General features: G+C 71.4%; 19 protein-coding genes and 3 pseudogenes. 14 read left to right on the forward strand and 8 right to left on the reverse strand.

All coding sequences use genetic code 11. The features are described 5' to 3' along the window. Nucleotides 1-16 precede the first annotated feature (16 nt). Nucleotides 17-226 (reverse strand): hypothetical protein, encoded by a 210-nt coding sequence (locus tag ACZ592_RS39065; RefSeq protein WP_471586519.1) that lies wholly within the window; start codon nucleotides 224-226, stop codon nucleotides 17-19. A gap of 23 nt (nucleotides 227-249) precedes the next feature. Beyond that, nucleotides 250-360 (reverse strand): annotated as a pseudogene (locus ACZ592_RS39070) (DUF6233 domain-containing protein); the annotation flags it as partial. A 508-nt stretch (nucleotides 361-868) separates the two neighbouring features. Between ACZ592_RS39070 and ACZ592_RS39075 the strand changes: the two are divergent. The 6 genes and pseudogenes from ACZ592_RS39075 (at nucleotide 869) to ACZ592_RS39100 (ending at nucleotide 4597) form a co-directional block, all read left to right on the forward strand. Continuing rightward, nucleotides 869-1117: a chaplin gene (locus tag ACZ592_RS39075; protein ID WP_471586520.1), complete on the forward strand. Its 249-nt coding sequence runs from the start codon at nucleotides 869-871 to the stop codon at nucleotides 1115-1117. 116 nt (nucleotides 1118-1233) lie between these two features. Then, nucleotides 1234-1759, forward strand: a pseudogene (locus ACZ592_RS39080) (peptidoglycan recognition protein family protein); the annotation flags it as partial. Between the two features lie 317 nt (nucleotides 1760-2076). Beyond that, a complete protein-coding gene (locus tag ACZ592_RS39085) occupies nucleotides 2077-3312 on the forward strand; it encodes a helix-turn-helix domain-containing protein (RefSeq protein WP_471586521.1) in 1236 nt (411 codons plus the stop codon). A gap of 147 nt (nucleotides 3313-3459) precedes the next feature. After that, complete coding sequence (locus tag ACZ592_RS39090; RefSeq protein WP_471586522.1) at nucleotides 3460-3609, forward strand: hypothetical protein; 150 nt, start codon at nucleotides 3460-3462, stop codon at nucleotides 3607-3609. Next, nucleotides 3606-4079, forward strand: a complete 474-nt coding sequence (locus ACZ592_RS39095; RefSeq protein WP_471586523.1) for a hypothetical protein — start codon at nucleotides 3606-3608, stop codon at nucleotides 4077-4079. The genes ACZ592_RS39090 and ACZ592_RS39095 overlap by 4 nt, the downstream gene beginning before the upstream one ends. Next, entirely contained in the window at nucleotides 4076-4597 is a 522-nt protein-coding gene (locus ACZ592_RS39100; RefSeq protein ID WP_471586524.1) for a DUF6415 family natural product biosynthesis protein, read from the forward strand. The genes ACZ592_RS39095 and ACZ592_RS39100 overlap by 4 nt, the downstream gene beginning before the upstream one ends. 514 nt (nucleotides 4598-5111) lie before the next feature. Here the strand turns inward: ACZ592_RS39100 and ACZ592_RS39105 are convergent. Further along, a pseudogene (locus tag ACZ592_RS39105) lies at nucleotides 5112-5663 on the reverse strand (helix-turn-helix domain-containing protein); the annotation flags it as partial. Between ACZ592_RS39105 and ACZ592_RS39110 the strand changes: the two are divergent. From ACZ592_RS39110 to ACZ592_RS39130, 5 genes are all read left to right on the forward strand, one after another. Beyond that, the gene (locus ACZ592_RS39110) at nucleotides 5662-6561 is read left to right on the forward strand and encodes a Vgb family protein (protein ID WP_471586525.1); all 900 of its coding nucleotides are present in this window, start codon (nucleotides 5662-5664) and stop codon (nucleotides 6559-6561) included. The pseudogene ACZ592_RS39105 and the gene ACZ592_RS39110 overlap by 2 nt on opposite strands. Before the next feature lie 209 nt (nucleotides 6562-6770). After that, on the forward strand, nucleotides 6771-6950 hold the full coding sequence (locus ACZ592_RS39115) for a hypothetical protein (protein WP_471586526.1): 180 nt from the start codon (nucleotides 6771-6773) through the stop codon (nucleotides 6948-6950). Continuing rightward, nucleotides 6950-7786 (forward strand): hypothetical protein, encoded by an 837-nt coding sequence (locus ACZ592_RS39120; protein WP_471586527.1) that lies wholly within the window; start codon nucleotides 6950-6952, stop codon nucleotides 7784-7786. Before ACZ592_RS39115 ends, ACZ592_RS39120 begins: the two co-directional genes overlap by 1 nt. Beyond that, a complete protein-coding gene (locus tag ACZ592_RS39125) occupies nucleotides 7783-8715 on the forward strand; it encodes a DUF6895 family protein (RefSeq protein ID WP_471586528.1) in 933 nt (310 codons plus the stop codon). The genes ACZ592_RS39120 and ACZ592_RS39125 overlap by 4 nt, the downstream gene beginning before the upstream one ends. Nucleotides 8716-8774: 59 nt before the next feature. Then, complete coding sequence (locus ACZ592_RS39130; protein WP_471586529.1) at nucleotides 8775-9869, forward strand: serine hydrolase domain-containing protein; 1095 nt, start codon at nucleotides 8775-8777, stop codon at nucleotides 9867-9869. 25 nt (nucleotides 9870-9894) lie between these two features. Here the strand turns inward: ACZ592_RS39130 and ACZ592_RS39135 are convergent, their stop codons facing one another. Together ACZ592_RS39135 and ACZ592_RS39140 are read right to left on the reverse strand one after the other, a co-directional pair. Next, nucleotides 9895-11043 carry an aminotransferase class V-fold PLP-dependent enzyme gene (locus tag ACZ592_RS39135; RefSeq protein WP_471586530.1) on the reverse strand — a complete coding sequence of 383 codons (1149 nt, stop codon included), beginning with the start codon at nucleotides 11041-11043 and terminating at the stop codon, nucleotides 9895-9897. Nucleotides 11044-11267: 224 nt separating this feature from the next. Beyond that, nucleotides 11268-11717 (reverse strand): type II toxin-antitoxin system PemK/MazF family toxin, encoded by a 450-nt coding sequence (locus ACZ592_RS39140; protein ID WP_471586531.1) that lies wholly within the window; start codon nucleotides 11715-11717, stop codon nucleotides 11268-11270. A gap of 239 nt (nucleotides 11718-11956) precedes the next feature. Between ACZ592_RS39140 and ACZ592_RS39145 the strand changes: the two genes are divergently transcribed. Continuing rightward, a complete protein-coding gene (locus ACZ592_RS39145; RefSeq protein WP_471586532.1) occupies nucleotides 11957-12736 on the forward strand; it encodes an MBL fold metallo-hydrolase in 780 nt (259 codons plus the stop codon). 12 nt (nucleotides 12737-12748) lie between these two features. On the opposite strand, the gene ACZ592_RS39150 is transcribed toward ACZ592_RS39145, so the two are convergent. Both ACZ592_RS39150 and ACZ592_RS39155 read right to left on the reverse strand, forming a co-directional pair. Beyond that, nucleotides 12749-13081, reverse strand: coding sequence for a rhodanese-like domain-containing protein (locus tag ACZ592_RS39150; RefSeq protein ID WP_471586533.1), 333 nt, complete (start codon nucleotides 13079-13081; stop codon nucleotides 12749-12751). 88 nt (nucleotides 13082-13169) lie between these two features. Then, the gene (locus tag ACZ592_RS39155; protein WP_471586534.1) at nucleotides 13170-13589 is read right to left on the reverse strand and encodes a MarR family winged helix-turn-helix transcriptional regulator; all 420 of its coding nucleotides are present in this window, start codon (nucleotides 13587-13589) and stop codon (nucleotides 13170-13172) included. 97 nt (nucleotides 13590-13686) lie between these two features. Here ACZ592_RS39155 and ACZ592_RS39160 point away from each other — a divergent pair, with 97 nt between their 5' ends. Beyond that, the gene (locus tag ACZ592_RS39160; protein WP_471586535.1) at nucleotides 13687-13917 is read left to right on the forward strand and encodes a hypothetical protein; all 231 of its coding nucleotides are present in this window, start codon (nucleotides 13687-13689) and stop codon (nucleotides 13915-13917) included. On the opposite strand, the gene ACZ592_RS39165 is transcribed toward ACZ592_RS39160, so the two are convergent. Then, the gene (locus tag ACZ592_RS39165; RefSeq protein ID WP_471586536.1) at nucleotides 13881-14825 is read right to left on the reverse strand and encodes an alpha/beta fold hydrolase; all 945 of its coding nucleotides are present in this window, start codon (nucleotides 14823-14825) and stop codon (nucleotides 13881-13883) included. The genes ACZ592_RS39160 and ACZ592_RS39165 overlap by 37 nt on opposite strands. 114 nt (nucleotides 14826-14939) lie before the next feature. Here ACZ592_RS39165 and ACZ592_RS39170 point away from each other — a divergent pair, with 114 nt between their 5' ends. Next, entirely contained in the window at nucleotides 14940-15446 is a 507-nt protein-coding gene (locus tag ACZ592_RS39170) for a CGNR zinc finger domain-containing protein (RefSeq protein WP_471586537.1), read from the forward strand. The last annotated feature ends 223 nt before the right edge of the window (nucleotides 15447-15669 follow it).

A 15669-nucleotide genomic window follows, 5' to 3' on the forward strand; every position in this document is an offset into this window, starting at 1 on the left:
CGTGCTCCGGCCGTCCTCACTGCGTCCAGGCCTCCGGGCCGCCGCCCCGCCACTCGATCATCGACGAGCGGACCACATCCATCTCGTCCCACCCCTGCAACCCGGCCTCCTGCATGAACGCCGCGACGTCCCCGATCGAGTAGGCCCGGCCGAGGACCGCCCCGTCCACGCGCACGCGGCGGCCGCCCTCCTCGTCGAGCGGGTAAATCACAACGGTCAGAGCCATGCCCCCAGGGTGCGCCGGACCGGTCACTCCAGCACCCCGAGCCCCGTGTCCGACCGGCAGTGCGCGCACACCCGGACCCCGTCCGCGAGCGCTCGCCGTGCCTCGACCTCACTGACCGGCCGACGCCGCTTACCTGCCGCGTGGCTGTCCCCTCAGTGGACACCTCGTGCCGCATCCGCCCCCGCGGACAGTGCGTTCGGGCCACTCGACGGGGTCCTCGTCTGCGTGCCGCACCGCCTTTTTCGCGGCCGTCTCCACCGCATGCCGCGGCTGACCCGTCTCCTATGCGTGCACGGTGATGGCCACCTGGAAGACCTCGGCCGCGTCGGCCCGGCGGCGCCGGTGGCAACGGGATCGAGGGCGCCTCGACCTCGCCGAACACCACCGCGGCCGACATCCAAAAGCCGCCCCCACGCCCTGCACACCCCGCGCCATCTGGCCGGGGCCTTCTTCTTGCCTGGCATCAAGCCGCCATGCGAAAGCGTGGGAGCTGCAGTGAGCAGGCGTTCGCCCCGATGAGGCAGTCAACGTCCCACGGACGAACGACTGCGTACCTACGAATGGGCCATGATCGTTTTATCGGCATGTCGAACCGGTGAACCTGGCACCCGACAGGCCCGTTCCCCCACCGGGAGGTACCCCATGCGGATTCGCACGATCCTCGCCACAGCTGCCTTCGCTACCGCCACCATCATCGGCGGCGCCGGCACCGCCACCGCAGACGACGGCCCCGGCGCCGACGCGATGGGCGCGGGATTCGACTCACCCGGCGTCGGCAGCGGCGACATGACGCAGGCCCCGATCGACGTTCCCGTCAATGCGACCGGCAACTCAGCCTCCGTCATTGGAGCCCTCAACCCCACGTTCGCCAACGATGCCGTGAACCACTGACCCGCATACAGATCGCCACTACGCCCCTCATACAGGCCGTCTCGGTTCACTGCTGAACGGCTCACCGCCCCGTCGCGTGCACGATGCGACGGGGCTTCGTCACGTCTGGAGAACCCATGGCCCCGCCTCTGTCCGCTGCAGCAGCACCGAAGCCCTGCGCGCCGAGGGCGTGCACGTCGTCGAGGTCGCCGGACGGCGCACCCACAACCGCAACGGCAAGGGCGCGTGGGCCCTGTGAACGGCGTGCTGATCCGTCACACCGTCACCAGGGGATCCTTCGCCACCGTGTACATCTGCCGCGACGGTCACACCACCCTGCCGGGCCCGCTGTGCCACGGCGTCATCACGAAGGACGGACAGGTCCACCTCGTCGGCCGGGGCCGCGCGAACCACGCGGGCCTCGGCGACGACGACGTGCTCCGCGCCGTCATCGCGGAGAAGCGCCTGCCGCCGGACAACGACGCGAGCCCCGACGGCAACCGGCACTTCTACGGCTTCGAGTGCGAGAACCTCGGCGACGGCCGCGACCCGTGGCCGGCAGGGCAGGTCGAGGCGATCGTCCGCGCGGGCGCCGCGCTGTGCTGGGCGCACGGCTGGGGGAAGAGCGGCTACACCTCTGCCATCGGCCACGCCGAGTGGCAGCACATGCCCCGCACACATCTACGACGGTCGTCGGGTTGGGAGCGATACCCCTTGTCGTTTCAAGGAGGAGGCAGACATGGTTGACCCGACCGACCCGGAGACCTTCGAGGAAGAAGTGGAGGGCCTGGATGAGGACGACTACCGCTGATTTTCGCGCTGAGGCGGCAGTTCGAAAGCCAGTAGCTGATTTGGAACAGGTTTCCGCCCCCTTCCGCCTTCGGTCGGGAGGGGCCCCTTCGTCGTGCCGCGACGCGTATTGACGTGCGCCGTAGGCTGACAGAACGGCACGCACCACCGCCTCTTACGAGGGAGCAGGTATGGACAGCCACGACGAACTCAGCCTCGGCGAACGCATCAAGGTCATACGCGAGTCGCGCGGCCTGTCGCGCCCTCAACTCGCACAGCTCTGCGGCCGCGGCCCCGACTGGCTGAAGAAGATCGAGACCGGCGAACGCGATCTCGACAGCTACACCCTGCTACTCCGCCTCGCTGCTGCGCTGCAGATCGCCGACCTCTCCGCTCTCACCGGCACGAGGGAGGGCCCCTCGCAGCCCGTCCCGCTCGGTCGGCTCGCACACCCCGGTATGCCGGAGGTGTGGGCCGCCGTGATGAACCGCTCCCTTGCCCGCGTGCAGCGCTCAACCGCGCCCCCGGATCCTGCGCTGCTGCAAGGCCGCGCCGATCAATCCTGGACGCTGTGGCACGCGAGCGGCTACAACCGCTCCGAAGTCGGCGCGTTGCTGCCCGCGCTCATCCGCGACGGAGAGGCAGCGGTCCGAGCTCTCGACGGCAAGCAGCGCCGCTCGGCGCTCGTTGCCCTGTCGGACATCTACCGGCTGACGGGACAGGCCACCGCGTACATCGCGCCGGCCGAACTCGCGTGGGTGGTGGCAGACCGCGCGCTCGCTGCGGCGCAGGACGCCGACCAGCCTGCCGCCATCGCAGCCGCGGCCTGGAACATGGGCAACATTCTCCGCGAGACGTCTTACCCGGACGAGGCGTTGCGCGTCGTCAACGAGGCCTCCGACCTCATCCGCCCGCACCTAGACGAAGCTCCTGAGGACTGGCGTGGGATCTACGGCGCGCTGCAACTGCACGCTGCTGTGACCGTCGCGCGTGAGGGCCGCGAGGGCGACGCCTGGCGATACTGGGATAAGGGCGACCAGGTCGCGAAGAGCCTGCCCGCAAGCTACGTGCATCCGAGCACGGTGTTCGGCCGCGCGAATGTCGACTTCCACGCGGTGAGTGTGGCCACCGACCTCCGCAAGGCGCAGAAGGCGATCGGGTTGGCCGAGGACATCGACCCGGACGTCATGCCGTCCCGAGAGCGCCGGGCCCGTCTGTGGGTGGAGGTCGCCCGTGGGCACCTGCAACGTGGCGACCGGACTGCCGCGCTGCACGTGATGAAGATGGCTCGGAAGATCGCGGCCGAGACGGTCTCCTACACGCCCTCAGCTCGGCAGGCCGTGGCTGAACTGTGGCGCAACGCGCCGCGCGCGATGCGGAAGGAAACGAGCGAACTCGCCGCCTCGGTGGGGATCACCACCGGCTGAGCAAGGGGGACAGTCTGGGACAGGGGGACACCCTGTCCCCCTTCTCTGCTGTCTGAGCCCTTACGGTTCTGGCTCTGCCGAACCAAGGGGGTTCCCGTGAGGTTGCACGCGTCCACACGCCGCAGCGAGCCGCCGTCCGTTGACGAGGTGACTGGTGAAGTCCGGGTGCCGCTCGCGTTGTACGAGGTCGACGAGCACCGTGGCGACATGGACTTCGTGATGTCCCGCTCCGAGGCCGAGCTCTTGGTGGGCCGCCTGCTGGCGAAGACCAAGCGAGGGCCGGTGGCAGATCAGTGACCGGCCAAACAAGCGCCGCCTTCGACTGGCTGGCGCGCGCTCAGGCCGAGCCGGACCAGGCCCACCGAGAGTGGCAGGAGCGCGGTATCGCGCTGCTCCCGCTTGGCACGCAGTTCAATGCCGTGTGTCTGCCGAGCAGAATCGTGCACGCGGGTGCCGGGACGGAGGATCCGGACATCGTGGCCCGGACGCTGGCCGAGCTCCTCAACGGCCCCGTGATCCACAACCGGCCCGGCGGGTTCTACCACGCTCTCACGGTGCCGCAGTCGACCGCGCTGTGGGAGCACCACAGCCACGCCCCCATGCTGGGAGCTGGCCAGTTCCTCGGCATCCCCGCCGCCGACCTCATCGGTCCGACCGGTCTGTACTGGGCAGTGCGACCGGGCACCGCGGGCGCCCTGTGCCCTGTACCGGCCGTAGCCGCGCTCACAACCCTCGGCCTGCAGCCGCGCCCGAGGTACGGCCGATGACCGCCACCGACCACCTCTCGACGCCGCTCCTGCCCTCGGTCGGGATGCTGTCTGATGGGCAAGTGCGGGGCCAGAAGTGCGTGTTCTGCGTCATCGCCTTATCCGCCACCACCGCTGTCGATCTAGGTACCCACGACGTCCACCGCCTCGACGTGGTCGTCCACTGGTTCCCCCGCGCCTGCCGTTCCTGTGCAGCTGGCGGATACCTTGGCCACCTCCTGCAGGCGGCGTTCTCCGCCTGCAGAGACCTGCCGCCGCCTGAGTACCTGTTCGACCTCTACCTCCGTCTGCGGCATGAGGTACGCCGCCGCCTCCCGGCCGCAGAGCAGGAAGCTGCCATTGCTGGCCGCGGCACCCTAAGCTGGCACGCGCATCAGCGCATTGTGGACGCCGCTACCGACGCGCTGGCCGACGCGGCTGGTGACGATCCCAGCCCTCTGGCTCTGGCCATGCGCTCCTCCGAGCTCGGCCGACACCTGCGCGACTTGGCCCCCTACCAGCCCATCGGTGAGTCATGAGTACGCCGGTGTCCGTGCCGTGTCCACCGTGCCTCCAGGCACTCCTCACGGCACACGACGGGCCACACAACTGCCGGCTGACGACCGCGGTCACCGTCGACGGCACCCGGCATGCCGTCGGGCCCGAGCTGGACTGCCCGTGCCGCTGCCCCCGATTGGAGGAGAGCGAGGCGCTACGGGTGGCGCGCGCCGAGGCGAGAGGCGAGGTGCCCAATGAGTGACAGGCCGAAGAACGGCGGCCCGCCGCCGGTTGATACGACCTTGGCTGCCGGGCGCGCGGCCGGGTACTGCTGGGCGCGCAACCCGAGTGGGCCCGGCAGATGCACGTGGCCTCCCGGTCACCTTCCGGAGCTGGGGCACAAGGACCCGTACGCGAAAACGGAGTGGTCCTCATAGTCGCCGTCGTGCCCGTCGTGCCCGTCGGGCGAGGGGCACGGCGGTCGGGCGGTCCGCTCGACGGCGAGCAGTACGAGGCCGGGCCGCCTATTACACGAGGTCGCGGAGCGGGACGCCCGAATGCGTCGGCGAGGAGCAGCAGGTCGACCAGGTCTGGCGGCGTCGTGGCGGACTCCCACCGGTGAATCGTCTTGTGGTCGCGGCCGATGCCCTCACCGAGTTGGGCCTGCGAAAGGCCAGTAGCCTTGCGTGCCAGACGGATGCGGTCGCCGACGACCCGCAGGTGGGTGTGTACCCAGGAGGGCATCGGGCCGAGGGGCACCCGTACACGCTCGAACGATCTTGCACCTGGTCGGTGTGCAACTGGTCGGTGTGCCGGCCGGGCGGTCCGGGGTCGGCGGTGAGGTCGACCCTCCGGTGCCTGCCTGAGTGGCGGCCCGTCGGTCGTGATCCGGGCCCACTCGCCGCAGCCTCGCGCCGGGCCCTCCCACGTCTGGGACAACTCCGCATCGTGCGGCGCCAACTCTGCATCGGGCGGCATCACGTGCGCATCGTGCGGCGCCAACTCCGCATCGCGCAGCGGGATTAACCGGAGGCGTTCGCGGAACGCTCCGCATAGCATCCTCAGTCGCCGCACTTCACCGCCCAACGATGTAGGAGCCCGCCCCATGCAACGCCGTACGACCGCTCCGATCACAGAATTCCCCGTGTCCGGCGCGGAGGCCGGACCGTACGGAATCACCTGCGGCCCGGACGGCGCCTTGTGGTTCACCCTGGTCCACCAGGGGGCGATCGGCCGCGTCACCCCCGACGGCGACGTCACCTCGTATCGGCTCGGATCCGCGTCCGGCGGACCCTCGATCATCACCACAGGACCCGACAACGCCCTGTGGTTCACCGAATTCCGCGGTCACCGGATCGGGCGCATCACCACGGCCGGAGACATCACGTCGTTCCCGCTGCCGACGCCGGAAGCCGGACCGTTCGGTATCGCCGTCGGCCCCGACGCTGCGCTGTGGTTCACCGAAGCGAGCGCCGACCGCATCGGCCGCATCACGCCCGACGGCCATGTCACCGAGTTCCCCCTCCCGCTCTCGGGTGCCTTCCCGTCGGCCATCGCCGCCGGACCGGACGGCCGGCTGTGGTTCACGATGAACCGGGCCAACGCGATCGGCTCCATCGGGGCCGACGGCAAGATCGCCGTCCACGCGCTGCCCACGGCGGCAGCCGGTCCCGTCGGCATCACCGTCGGCGCCGACGGTGCCCTGTGGTTCGTCGAGATCGGCGCGGGGCAGATCGGGCGGATCACGCCGGACGGAGGCATCGAGGAATTTCCCCTGCCCGACCGTGAGTCCCGCCCGCACGCCATCGCGGCGGGGGCCGACGGAAACTGCTGGTTCACCGAATGGGGAGCCAATCGCATCGGCCGGATCACCCCGGACGGCCGCATCGACGTACACGACCTCCCCAGTCCGTCCTCCGAGCCGCACGGCATCGCACTGGGGCCGGACGGCGCGCTCTGGTCGGCCCTGGAGATCGGAGCGGTCGCCCGGCTCGCACCGCACTGAGAGTGCCGGCCCCTGGTCCGCGGGTTTCCGGCTTCTGCTGTCGGTCCGCAGTTGATTTGTTGTCGGCCTGTCGTGCGCTGAGCTGCGGCGATGGCCGGACTGTCGTGCAGGCACCCCGAACTCAACAGGCATTACTGGCGAATTGCCCTAAACTGGTCGAGGGTGGGCGTCACTGGACATAGTGGCGAAGTCTCTTCAAGGAGGCACCAATGCTTGCTCAGCACACACCGCTTCTCGTTACTCCGACGGACGCCACGGCGCTCGGTACGGCCATGGTGGAGCCGGAGGCGGTCCTGAGCGACGCGCCGACGTACGCACCTGAGGCAGGGGGCTTCCTCCTGCTGCTGGCGCTCGTTTCGCCGAAGGAACCGAAGGAGCCGAAGGGCTAGTGAGTCCTGATCGGTCGCAGACCGCGTACGCCGCATCGGCGGCTGACCTGGCTCTCCGTGCCCTCGACGCCCTCCGCGGCGTCGGGGGCACGGCCATGATCGCCGAGCATGTGGAACGCGCGGACGATCCCAAGGCGGCGCTGGCCGCCATCCGTGTCGTCGGCGCCGACGGTTTTGCCCCGTACCTGCTGGCCGGCGCGGCCTTCCATCCCCAGGACGCGGAGGCCGTCGCCCAGTCCTTCGCCGTGTTCCCGACACCGGCGAACGCACCCGCCCCGCCGCCTTCGGGCGCGGCCGAGCCATGGCTCGTGGCGTGGCGTGACTGGGCCACGGCGTCGTTGTACGCACGGTTCGCCGACACCGCGACAGCCGTGGTTCCCGGGGACAGCGGGGCGGCCGGGACGAGTGGGGCGGGCGTGGAGCTCGCGCCCCGGCCCGCGGGAGCCCCCGTGCTCACGGAACCGTCCCGCGAACCGGCCCCACGTGGCGAAACCACCGCCACCGCTACCGCCACCGGCTCCGACTGGCAGCGCTGGTCCGTGAGCATGGGCCAGCTCTCCCCACTCGCCCTCCCCGGCCTCGACGGCCCCGTGCACGCCGCGGCCCGCGCCGCCCCGCTGGCCCTGGCACGCGGAGCCACCCGAGCCGTACTGCGCCGAGATTTCCCCACCGCCGCACGCATCGTGCGCTGGCTCGCCCTGCTCGGCGCCGAAGGCGTGCCGCTGCCGCTCGACCCCCTGCCCCTCGTCGAACACCTGCGCCTGCACGGCGGCGGTTCACGACTCGCCCTGGACGTCGCGATCGCCCGGCGGCTGCTCGGACAGGAGAGCGCATGACCTCGCCCGTGACACAGACCGCGTACGAGGTGAGCGCCCAGGCCCTGGGCTGGCTCCACGCACACCGTGAGCTCGGCGGGCTGCCCGCCGACACCACCGCCGATCTCGGCGACCCCGACAGCGTCTACAAACCGCTCGGTGAGAGTGCCCTGGCCGCCTCGCTGGTGCTGCGCGAGTCGGTCGCGGGCGCCACCGAGCAGCGCCTGGCCCGTGAGCTGCTCGGCTTCTGCTGGGAGCAGTTCGGCGAGGGCGACATGCTCTACGAACGGCTGCTGCGGTACACGCTGATGACCGACCCGCTGGAGACCTACAGCCCCTTCGCCCGCAGCGGCCTGCGCCACGAGTCGCTGGAGCGTCTGCTGGGCCACACGAGCGCGCTGCGCTCGGTGCGGGGCGGCGAGGTGGTCCCCAACCGCAGGCTCGCCGTCGCCAACGCGGCCCGCGTCGTCGGCTTGGACCACGGCCCGCGAGCCTACGACTGGGCCGCGCTGACCAGCGCCACCTGGCTCGGCGCGACGCCGGAGCCCTGGCTCATCGACTGGATGACCGGCTACTGCGTCACCCACACCGTCTTCCACCTCACCGACTGGGGCGCCGCCCCCACCGGCCTGCCCGCCGACCTCACCGCGTACGTGACCGCCTGGCTGCCCGTGTGGATCGACATCTGGGCCGAGGTCGAGCAGTGGGACCTGGTCGCCGAGCTGATGATCGTCGGATGCTGCCTGGCGGAGCCCTACTGTGAGCAAGCCGACTGGGACCGCCTGGCCCGGGTTCAGCACCCGGACGGCCTGGTGCCCCGTGACGGCGATCCGGTCTCCGACGACCCCGGAGAGCGGTTCTCCGACCACCAGCACACCGCCGTGGTCGCCGCGATCGCCGGGACCCTCGCGGTGTCCAGGACGCTGGGCGGGGGAGCGGCGGCGCGATGAGCCGCCGCGGTCTCCCGGGCGGGGGTGAGGACACGGCGGCCACGCGACGGACGGGCCCGGTGACGGTGACAGAGGCGGCGGCCGGATCGGTGGCCGGGTCCTCGTGGGCGGCCGGCATCCTCGCCGCCCTGCGGAGTGCCGCCCCGGGCGCGAGCACGGTGGCCCTCGCGGTGCGGCGCGGCGCCGAACACGCCCTGCTCGCCGACGGCGACACCGCGCTGCGCGGCGGCACTCCGGCCGACCCCGACACACGGTTCGAGATCGGCTCCCTGACCAAGACGTTCACCGCGCTCCTCCTGGCCGAGATGACGGCAAGCGGAGAGGTCGCGTACGACGACCCGGTCACGCGTTTTCTGCCCCGCCACGCCGTACCCCACCTGCACGGCGCCGGCATCACCCTCCTCCACCTGGCCACCCACACCTCGGGCCTGCCCCGCCTCCCGCCCGGCTTCCTGCGCAGCGGCGCACCGGCCTGGTTCAGCAACCCCTACGCCGACTACACCCCCACGGACCTGCACGAGGCCCTGGCCCGCACCCGTCCGCGAGCCGCCCCGGGCACCCGGGTGCGCTACTCCAATCTCGGCGTCGGCCTGCTCGGTGAACTCCTCACCCGCGCGGCCCACGGCCCCACTCACGCCAGCACGGACTTCGCCGCACTGCTCACCGACCGCGTCCTGGCGCCGCTGGGCCTGGACCGCACCAGCTGCACCACGGAGCTGCCGCAGGCCACCGGCTACTGGCACGGCAGGCCACGGCCGCTCTGGCAGATGCCCGCTTTGCCCGCGGCAGGAACCGGCCGCTCCACCGCCCGCGACCTGCTGACCACGCTCGACGCCCTGCTCGACCCCAGCCGCGTGCCGGCCGCCCCCCGCTCGCTGCGCACCGCACTGGCGGAGGTCACCCGGGCCCGGATCGCCCTGCCGCGCACCGGCAGGCGGATCGCGCTGATCTGGAACATCAGACCCCGCCCGGGCCGCGACCTCTACCACCACTCCGGAGGGACGCGGGGCTTCACCACCTTCGCGGGCTTCAGCCCGCAAACCGGCGTCGCCCTCGCGGCACTGGCCAACACCGGCCCCGCGCTGACCGGAACCTTCATCCAGCGCGCCTACTCGGAACTGTGGACCTTGGCACAGTCGGCCGAGCGGAGTTGAGTGCGCTGAGCTCCCCAGTACCTCCTCAGCGTCCGTCCAGGAGCGGCCGCAGGGCCACCGCGAGGCGTTCGTACTCGTCGGGCGCGTTGTAGATCTGCCCGCAGACGCGGATGCCGCCACCGTCGGGCCAGGCCCAGATCAGCACGCGGAAACCCAGCCGGGCCGCGATCTCCTCGCGCAGGGCGGCGGCCTCGGCGGGGGTGCGGGCCAGGCCGGGCGGCAGGCGCAGCGCCCGCATCGCCAGACGTCCGTCGGCGGGCAGCGGGCTCAACCCCGGCAGGTCGGCCAGGAGCTCGGCGCCGTAGCGCGCCAGTGCACTGTTGTGGGCGCGTACGCGGTCGGGGCCGAGGGAGGCGATGAGGTCGAGGCCCTCGGGGGCGGCGAGCAGGCCGGTGTAGTCGGCGGTGGCCCGGTACTCGACCGAGCGGGGAAATCCCCGGTCGTCCTCCCACGAGGGGACGGGCGCGGGCACCCGGTGCCGGTGCTCGGGCGAGACCACGAGGACCGCGCTGCCCGGCGGGGCGTACCCCCACTTGTGCAGGTTGCCGAACCAGAAGTCGGGGGATCCGGCGAGGGGCTCGGCGAGCATGCCCGGGGCGTGCGCGCCGTCGACCACGGTGGTCACGCCCCGTTCCGCGAGGTCGGAGAGGAGCGCGGGCGTGGCGATGAACCGGGCGGTGGGCGAGCTGATGTGATCGAGCAGCGCGACGCGGGTCCGTGGCGTCACGGCGGCCAGGACGGCTTTGCGTACGGCCTCTTCGTCGGGCAGTGCCGGGTCGAGGGCGACGGTGGTGACTCGGGCCCTTCGGGCGGCGGCCGCGACGACCGTGCCGTAGCCGTGGTCGGTGACCAGCACCTCGTCGTCGGCTGCCAGCCCCAGGGCGTCGAGGGCCAGGCCCGCGGCCTCGGTGGCGTTGGTGACGAGGGCCGTGCCGTCGGGGTCGGTGCCGAGGCGTGCCGCGATGCGGCCGCGGGCCTCGGCGAGCCGGTCCGGGACGCCGAGGAAGAAGCGGTCCGGGTCCGTGGCGGCCTCCTCCGTCAGACGGCGGTGGACGCGGGCGACGGGCACCGGCACGGCGCCGAAGGACCCGTGGTTGAGATGGACCACGTCGGTGCCGAGCGGGAACAGGTCGGCACCGCCGGGGAACGCGGCGGGTGGCGTGGGCGGCGTCACGGTGCCTCGACGGGGGCGGTACGGGCGGGGAGCGCGGGTATGCGGAAACTGGTGTACGTCACACCATCGATCGTCTCAGGGAACGGCGGGAGCCGCGATCATCGCGTCGGGGTCGGATGCGCCGGGGGAGCGGCGCGCTGATACTCCAGCCGTAGATCGTGATCTCGATGGTGAGGGGCGCCGAGGCAGCGGTCGGACAGCGTCGACCATCTGGCCGGGACCGCCTACGCCGTCGGCTCCTTCGGCTCCTTCTCCCTCTGCCCGAGTTCACCGAGACGGAGGGCGTCCCTTGTCTCGCTGAGCTTCTCGCTGAGCTTCGCGGTCGTCGCCGGGGTCTGCTCCTGCGCTTGTTCAGCGAGTCGGAGGGCATCGTCAATCTCGCTGAGCTTCGCCGAGGACAGGACGGCCGCCCGCTCTATCAGGTCGTCACGTGACACAGTGGTCAGCCACGTGCAAGGGGTGAAGCCTGGACGCGGGAACGCGAGCCGCAGCACGCCTTCGAACGGCACTCCTTCACCGGTGCCCACCATCACTTCGAGGCCCAGACCGCTGATGTCAACGCCCGCCGGAGCGACGATCTGCATCACCCGGATCCCGGACGCGTCGTCCCCCGACAGCAGTACGACCAACCTCCGCTCGTCGAACTGGACCCACCAGACTTCGCCACGTTGCACATGTCCTCCAGACACTGGACGGCAGAGACGCGGGTCGAATCTAGGCCCCGGGCCCGGAAGTTGGTACTCGGACCTCTGTGAGACCTGCCGCACAAGAACAGCTGGGCCACCGCCACCGCCACCGCCACCGCCACCAGGACCGATCCCGGACCAGCCACTACCGACGACCAGCCACTACCGACGACAAGCCGCTCCAGCATGAAGATCACGGTCTACGGCTGGAGTACTAAGATCCCCGGATGAATGATGAAGCGCTTCGCCTCACGGTCCTGGGGAGCGCAACGCCGTACCCGGATGTCGACAACCCGTGCTCGGGCTATCTGGTGTCGAGCGGCGACACCCGGATCTGGGTCGATGCGGGGAGCGGAACGCTCGGCCCGCTCCAGCGGCACGTACGGCTGGACGAGCTCGACGCGATCTGGATCTCTCACCTGCACGCCGACCACAGCGCGGACCTGCTCACCGCGTACTACGGCGCCCTGTACGCGGACATCCGCCTGGCAGCGCCGATCCCCCTCCACGGGCCGCCCGGTATCGCCGACCGGCTGGCCGGGTTCCTCACCAACGGACCGGAGCGCAGTCCCGTCGAATCCGCCTTCGCCGTCACCGAGTTGCACGACGGGCAGCGAGCCGACGTCGGCTCGCTGCGCCTGACCAGCCGGGCGGTGGCACACGGCATGCCGGCGTTCGCCCTGCGCGTCGAGGCGGCAGGCAGGTCGCTGGTGTACTCGGGGGACACCGCGCCGTGCCCGGGCCTCACACAGCTGGCCGCGGGCTGCGACGTACTGCTGTGCGAGGCCGAGAGCGCGGAGGCGCGGGGCGGGGGAGAGCGGGTGCACCACACGCCGGAGGAGGCGGGTGACACCGCTCGCGCGGCCCGTGCCGACCGGCTGATCGTCACGCATGTCGGACGCGGCCTCTCGCCGCGGCAGGCGGTGGCTCGCGCCTCGGCCCGCTTCGGCGGTCCTGTCTCCCATGCCGATCCCGGTCTCACCTTCACGATCGGTGAGGCCCCGTAGGCCGTCAGCTGTTCACCGTGTGGAGAGCGGGCCGCCGGCGGCCCGCCAGTCGACGAGGCCGCGGCTCATGTTGACGGCGTCGAAGCCGTTCTCCACGAGCAGGTTCGCCGCGCCGGCGGAGCGGAGGCCGCCCGTGCAGAACGTGATGAGCAGACGGTCGTCGGGCAGGTCCACGCAGCGGTCGGGCAGCACTTCGAGGGGCATGTGCACGGCGCCGGGGATGTGCGCCCGGTTCCACTCGAACTCGCGGCGCACGTCCACGACGAGCGCGCCGTCGGCGACGAGGCGGACCGCTTCCGCCGCACTGACGGCGGGCGGTCGGCGCAGGTAGTGGCGGAAGCTCATAACCTTCAGCCTAGCTGAAGGTGGATCGCTCGGGAATGCCGCCGGCCGGCGGATACCGCCGTCGCCGGTTGCCGCCCGCTCCCGGAGGTCATCCGCTGCAGGACGCCGCGCGCCTCATGTGGGTGCGCAGCGCCTCGGTCAGCTCGGGGTGCTGCCCGGCGAACTCCGCGTCCAGTCGCGCCACCACCTCGGCGGCGCGGGCGAGCAGCGATTCACCCTCGGCCGTGACCCGCAGGCTCGACGCGGATCCGGCGTGCGCGGTCCCGTCGTCGACAAGTCCCGCCGCGACAAGCCCCGCGACCGCGCTGTGCGCGCTCTGCACGGTGATGCGGGAGCGTCGGGCCAGCTCGCTGAACGAGATGCCCGGGGTTCTGCGCACGTGCCCCAGCAGCCCGTACTTTCGGGTGGTCAGCCCGAGCGGTTTGAGGCCCTCGGTGAAGGCGGCCTCCCACACCCGCCCCACCGTGAGCAGTGTGACGGTCGGACTGAAGGGGGGCAGCTCGGGCATGGGGGCAGATTACCCACCGGGTGCGGCGGTGGCCTTCCCGCCCGGCAACTTGGAGCGACCGCGTAACTCGCACCTCCGGCCCGGCGTTGACCCTCGCGTGACGAACATGCTGCGGATCGAGGGCGGGCCCTCCGACGGGCAGACCTATCGGGGCGCACATCCGCTGCCGACATGGATGCTCCGCGACGAGGCCATGTACGAGCTCACCCCGGGCGGGATCGCGCCGCACGAGAGCGCGGGCCGGCACTACTGCTGGCGACCGCACTGGCGGGTGGACGGTGGCGCGGCGGGTCACTCCTGCTTGCTGGTGGTGCGTTGGGCGGGCTGACCGGACTGGGGCAGCGCTGCTGAGCCGTGCTCGTCCCGTTGGAGGGGTGCGGAGGTCAGGAACCCGCGGATGTACCCGGCCACGGTGTCCAGGTGGCTTTCGAGCAGGAAGTGTCCGCCTTCGGGTATCAGGTGGATCTCCGCGTCCGGGAGGTCCTTCGCGAAGGCGCGCGCACCGTCCGGCCCGAAGATCCCGTCGCCGGCGCCCCAGACCGCGAGGAGCGGAACCTGGCGTTCCCGGAAGTAGGAGTGCACCTGGGGGTAGAGCGGCGGGTTGCTCGCGTAGTCGAGGAACAGGGCGAGCTGTACGAGGTCGTTGCCCGGCCGGTTGACCTCGCGGTGGTCGGCCGCCCAGGTGTCGGGATCGACCAGCTCGGGGCGGCCCACTCCGTGCAGGTACTGCCAGCGGATGGCGTCGAGCGAGAGGGCGCCGCGGACCGCGGGCTCGGTCCCGGGGCCCGGGTTGTCCCAGTACTCCCGCACGGGCCTCCAGAACTCCGCCACGAAGCCCTCCTCGTAGGCGTTTCCGTTCTGCGTGATCACCGCGGTGACCGCGTCCGGGGCGCGCAGGGCCAGCCGCCAGCCGATGGGTGCGCCGTAATCCTGGACGTACAGGGCGTAGCGGGTGACGCCGAGTTGGGCCAGTAGGGCCTCGGTGACGTCGGTCAGGGCGTCGAAGGTGTAGGTGAACGCGTCCACGGAGGGTGCGTCGGAGTTGCCGAAGCCGAGGTGGTCGGGGGCGATGACGTGGAATCGGTCGGCCAGCGCCGGAATGAGGTGGCGGAACATGCGCGAGCTCGTGGGGAAGCCGTGCAGGAGGACGAGCGTGGGTGACTCGGGGTTTCCTGCCTCGCGGTAGAAGACGCGGTGTCCCCGCGCGGTCGCGTACTGGTGGCGGATCTCAACCATGGCTAACCCCTTCGAGTGATTGAGCTGGTTACCTCTCGGTGTCCAGTAGACCGCTCCTGAGGTAACCTGTCAAACGTCTTGATGGAGTTAGCCGAGAAGGTGCAGGTGAGGTCCGTGCTGGACGACCAGGCCCTGTTGGAGGCCCTGAACAGCACTCCTGTCGTGGAGGGCGTACGCCAGGACCTGTGGCATGACGACCACGCGGTGGACAGGTGGGCCAGGGAGCACGGAGGGCGCGGCGGCGAGGAGGAGTGCCGGTGGCTGCGCACGGCCCGGGACGCGCTCCAGGTCGTGGACTCGGACACGTCGGCGGAGCCCGTCCTGCGCCGGATCCTCACCGGAGTTCGCAAGGTGCCGCGGCCCAGTGCGGCCGGTGTCGAGTGGCACCTGGAGTCGCCGCCGGAGCGCGGGCTCGCCGTGGAACTCGTCCTCGCGTGGGCGGACGTCACAGAGCGCATGCCGGGCCGTCTGCGGCCGTGCGAGAACCCCGAGTGTCACCTTTTCCTGCTGGACCGCAGCCGAGCCAACACCGCGCGGTGGTGCTCGATGAAGACCTGCGGGAACCGGCTCAAGGCCCGTCGGCACCAGGCCAGGACACGGGAGGCTCCGCGGCCCGAGTAGCGCGTTCACAGGCCGGTGTCGTCGGCACCCCCTGCCCGGGGGAGGGGGAGTGCGGGCGATTCCGGCGGCGGATCGCCGGCGTTCGGTTGCGGTTGCGGGAGCGGGTCCAAGTCGGCCCGGACGCCGGGCAGGCGCAGGGTGAGGCCGCCCATGGGCTGCTCGAACCCGCTCAGGGCATCCTTCACCGGCGCCCCGGACCAGAGAGCGCCCGCGCGTGTTGCGC

It is taken from the genome of Streptomyces sp. NPDC040622 (assembly GCF_055593965.1).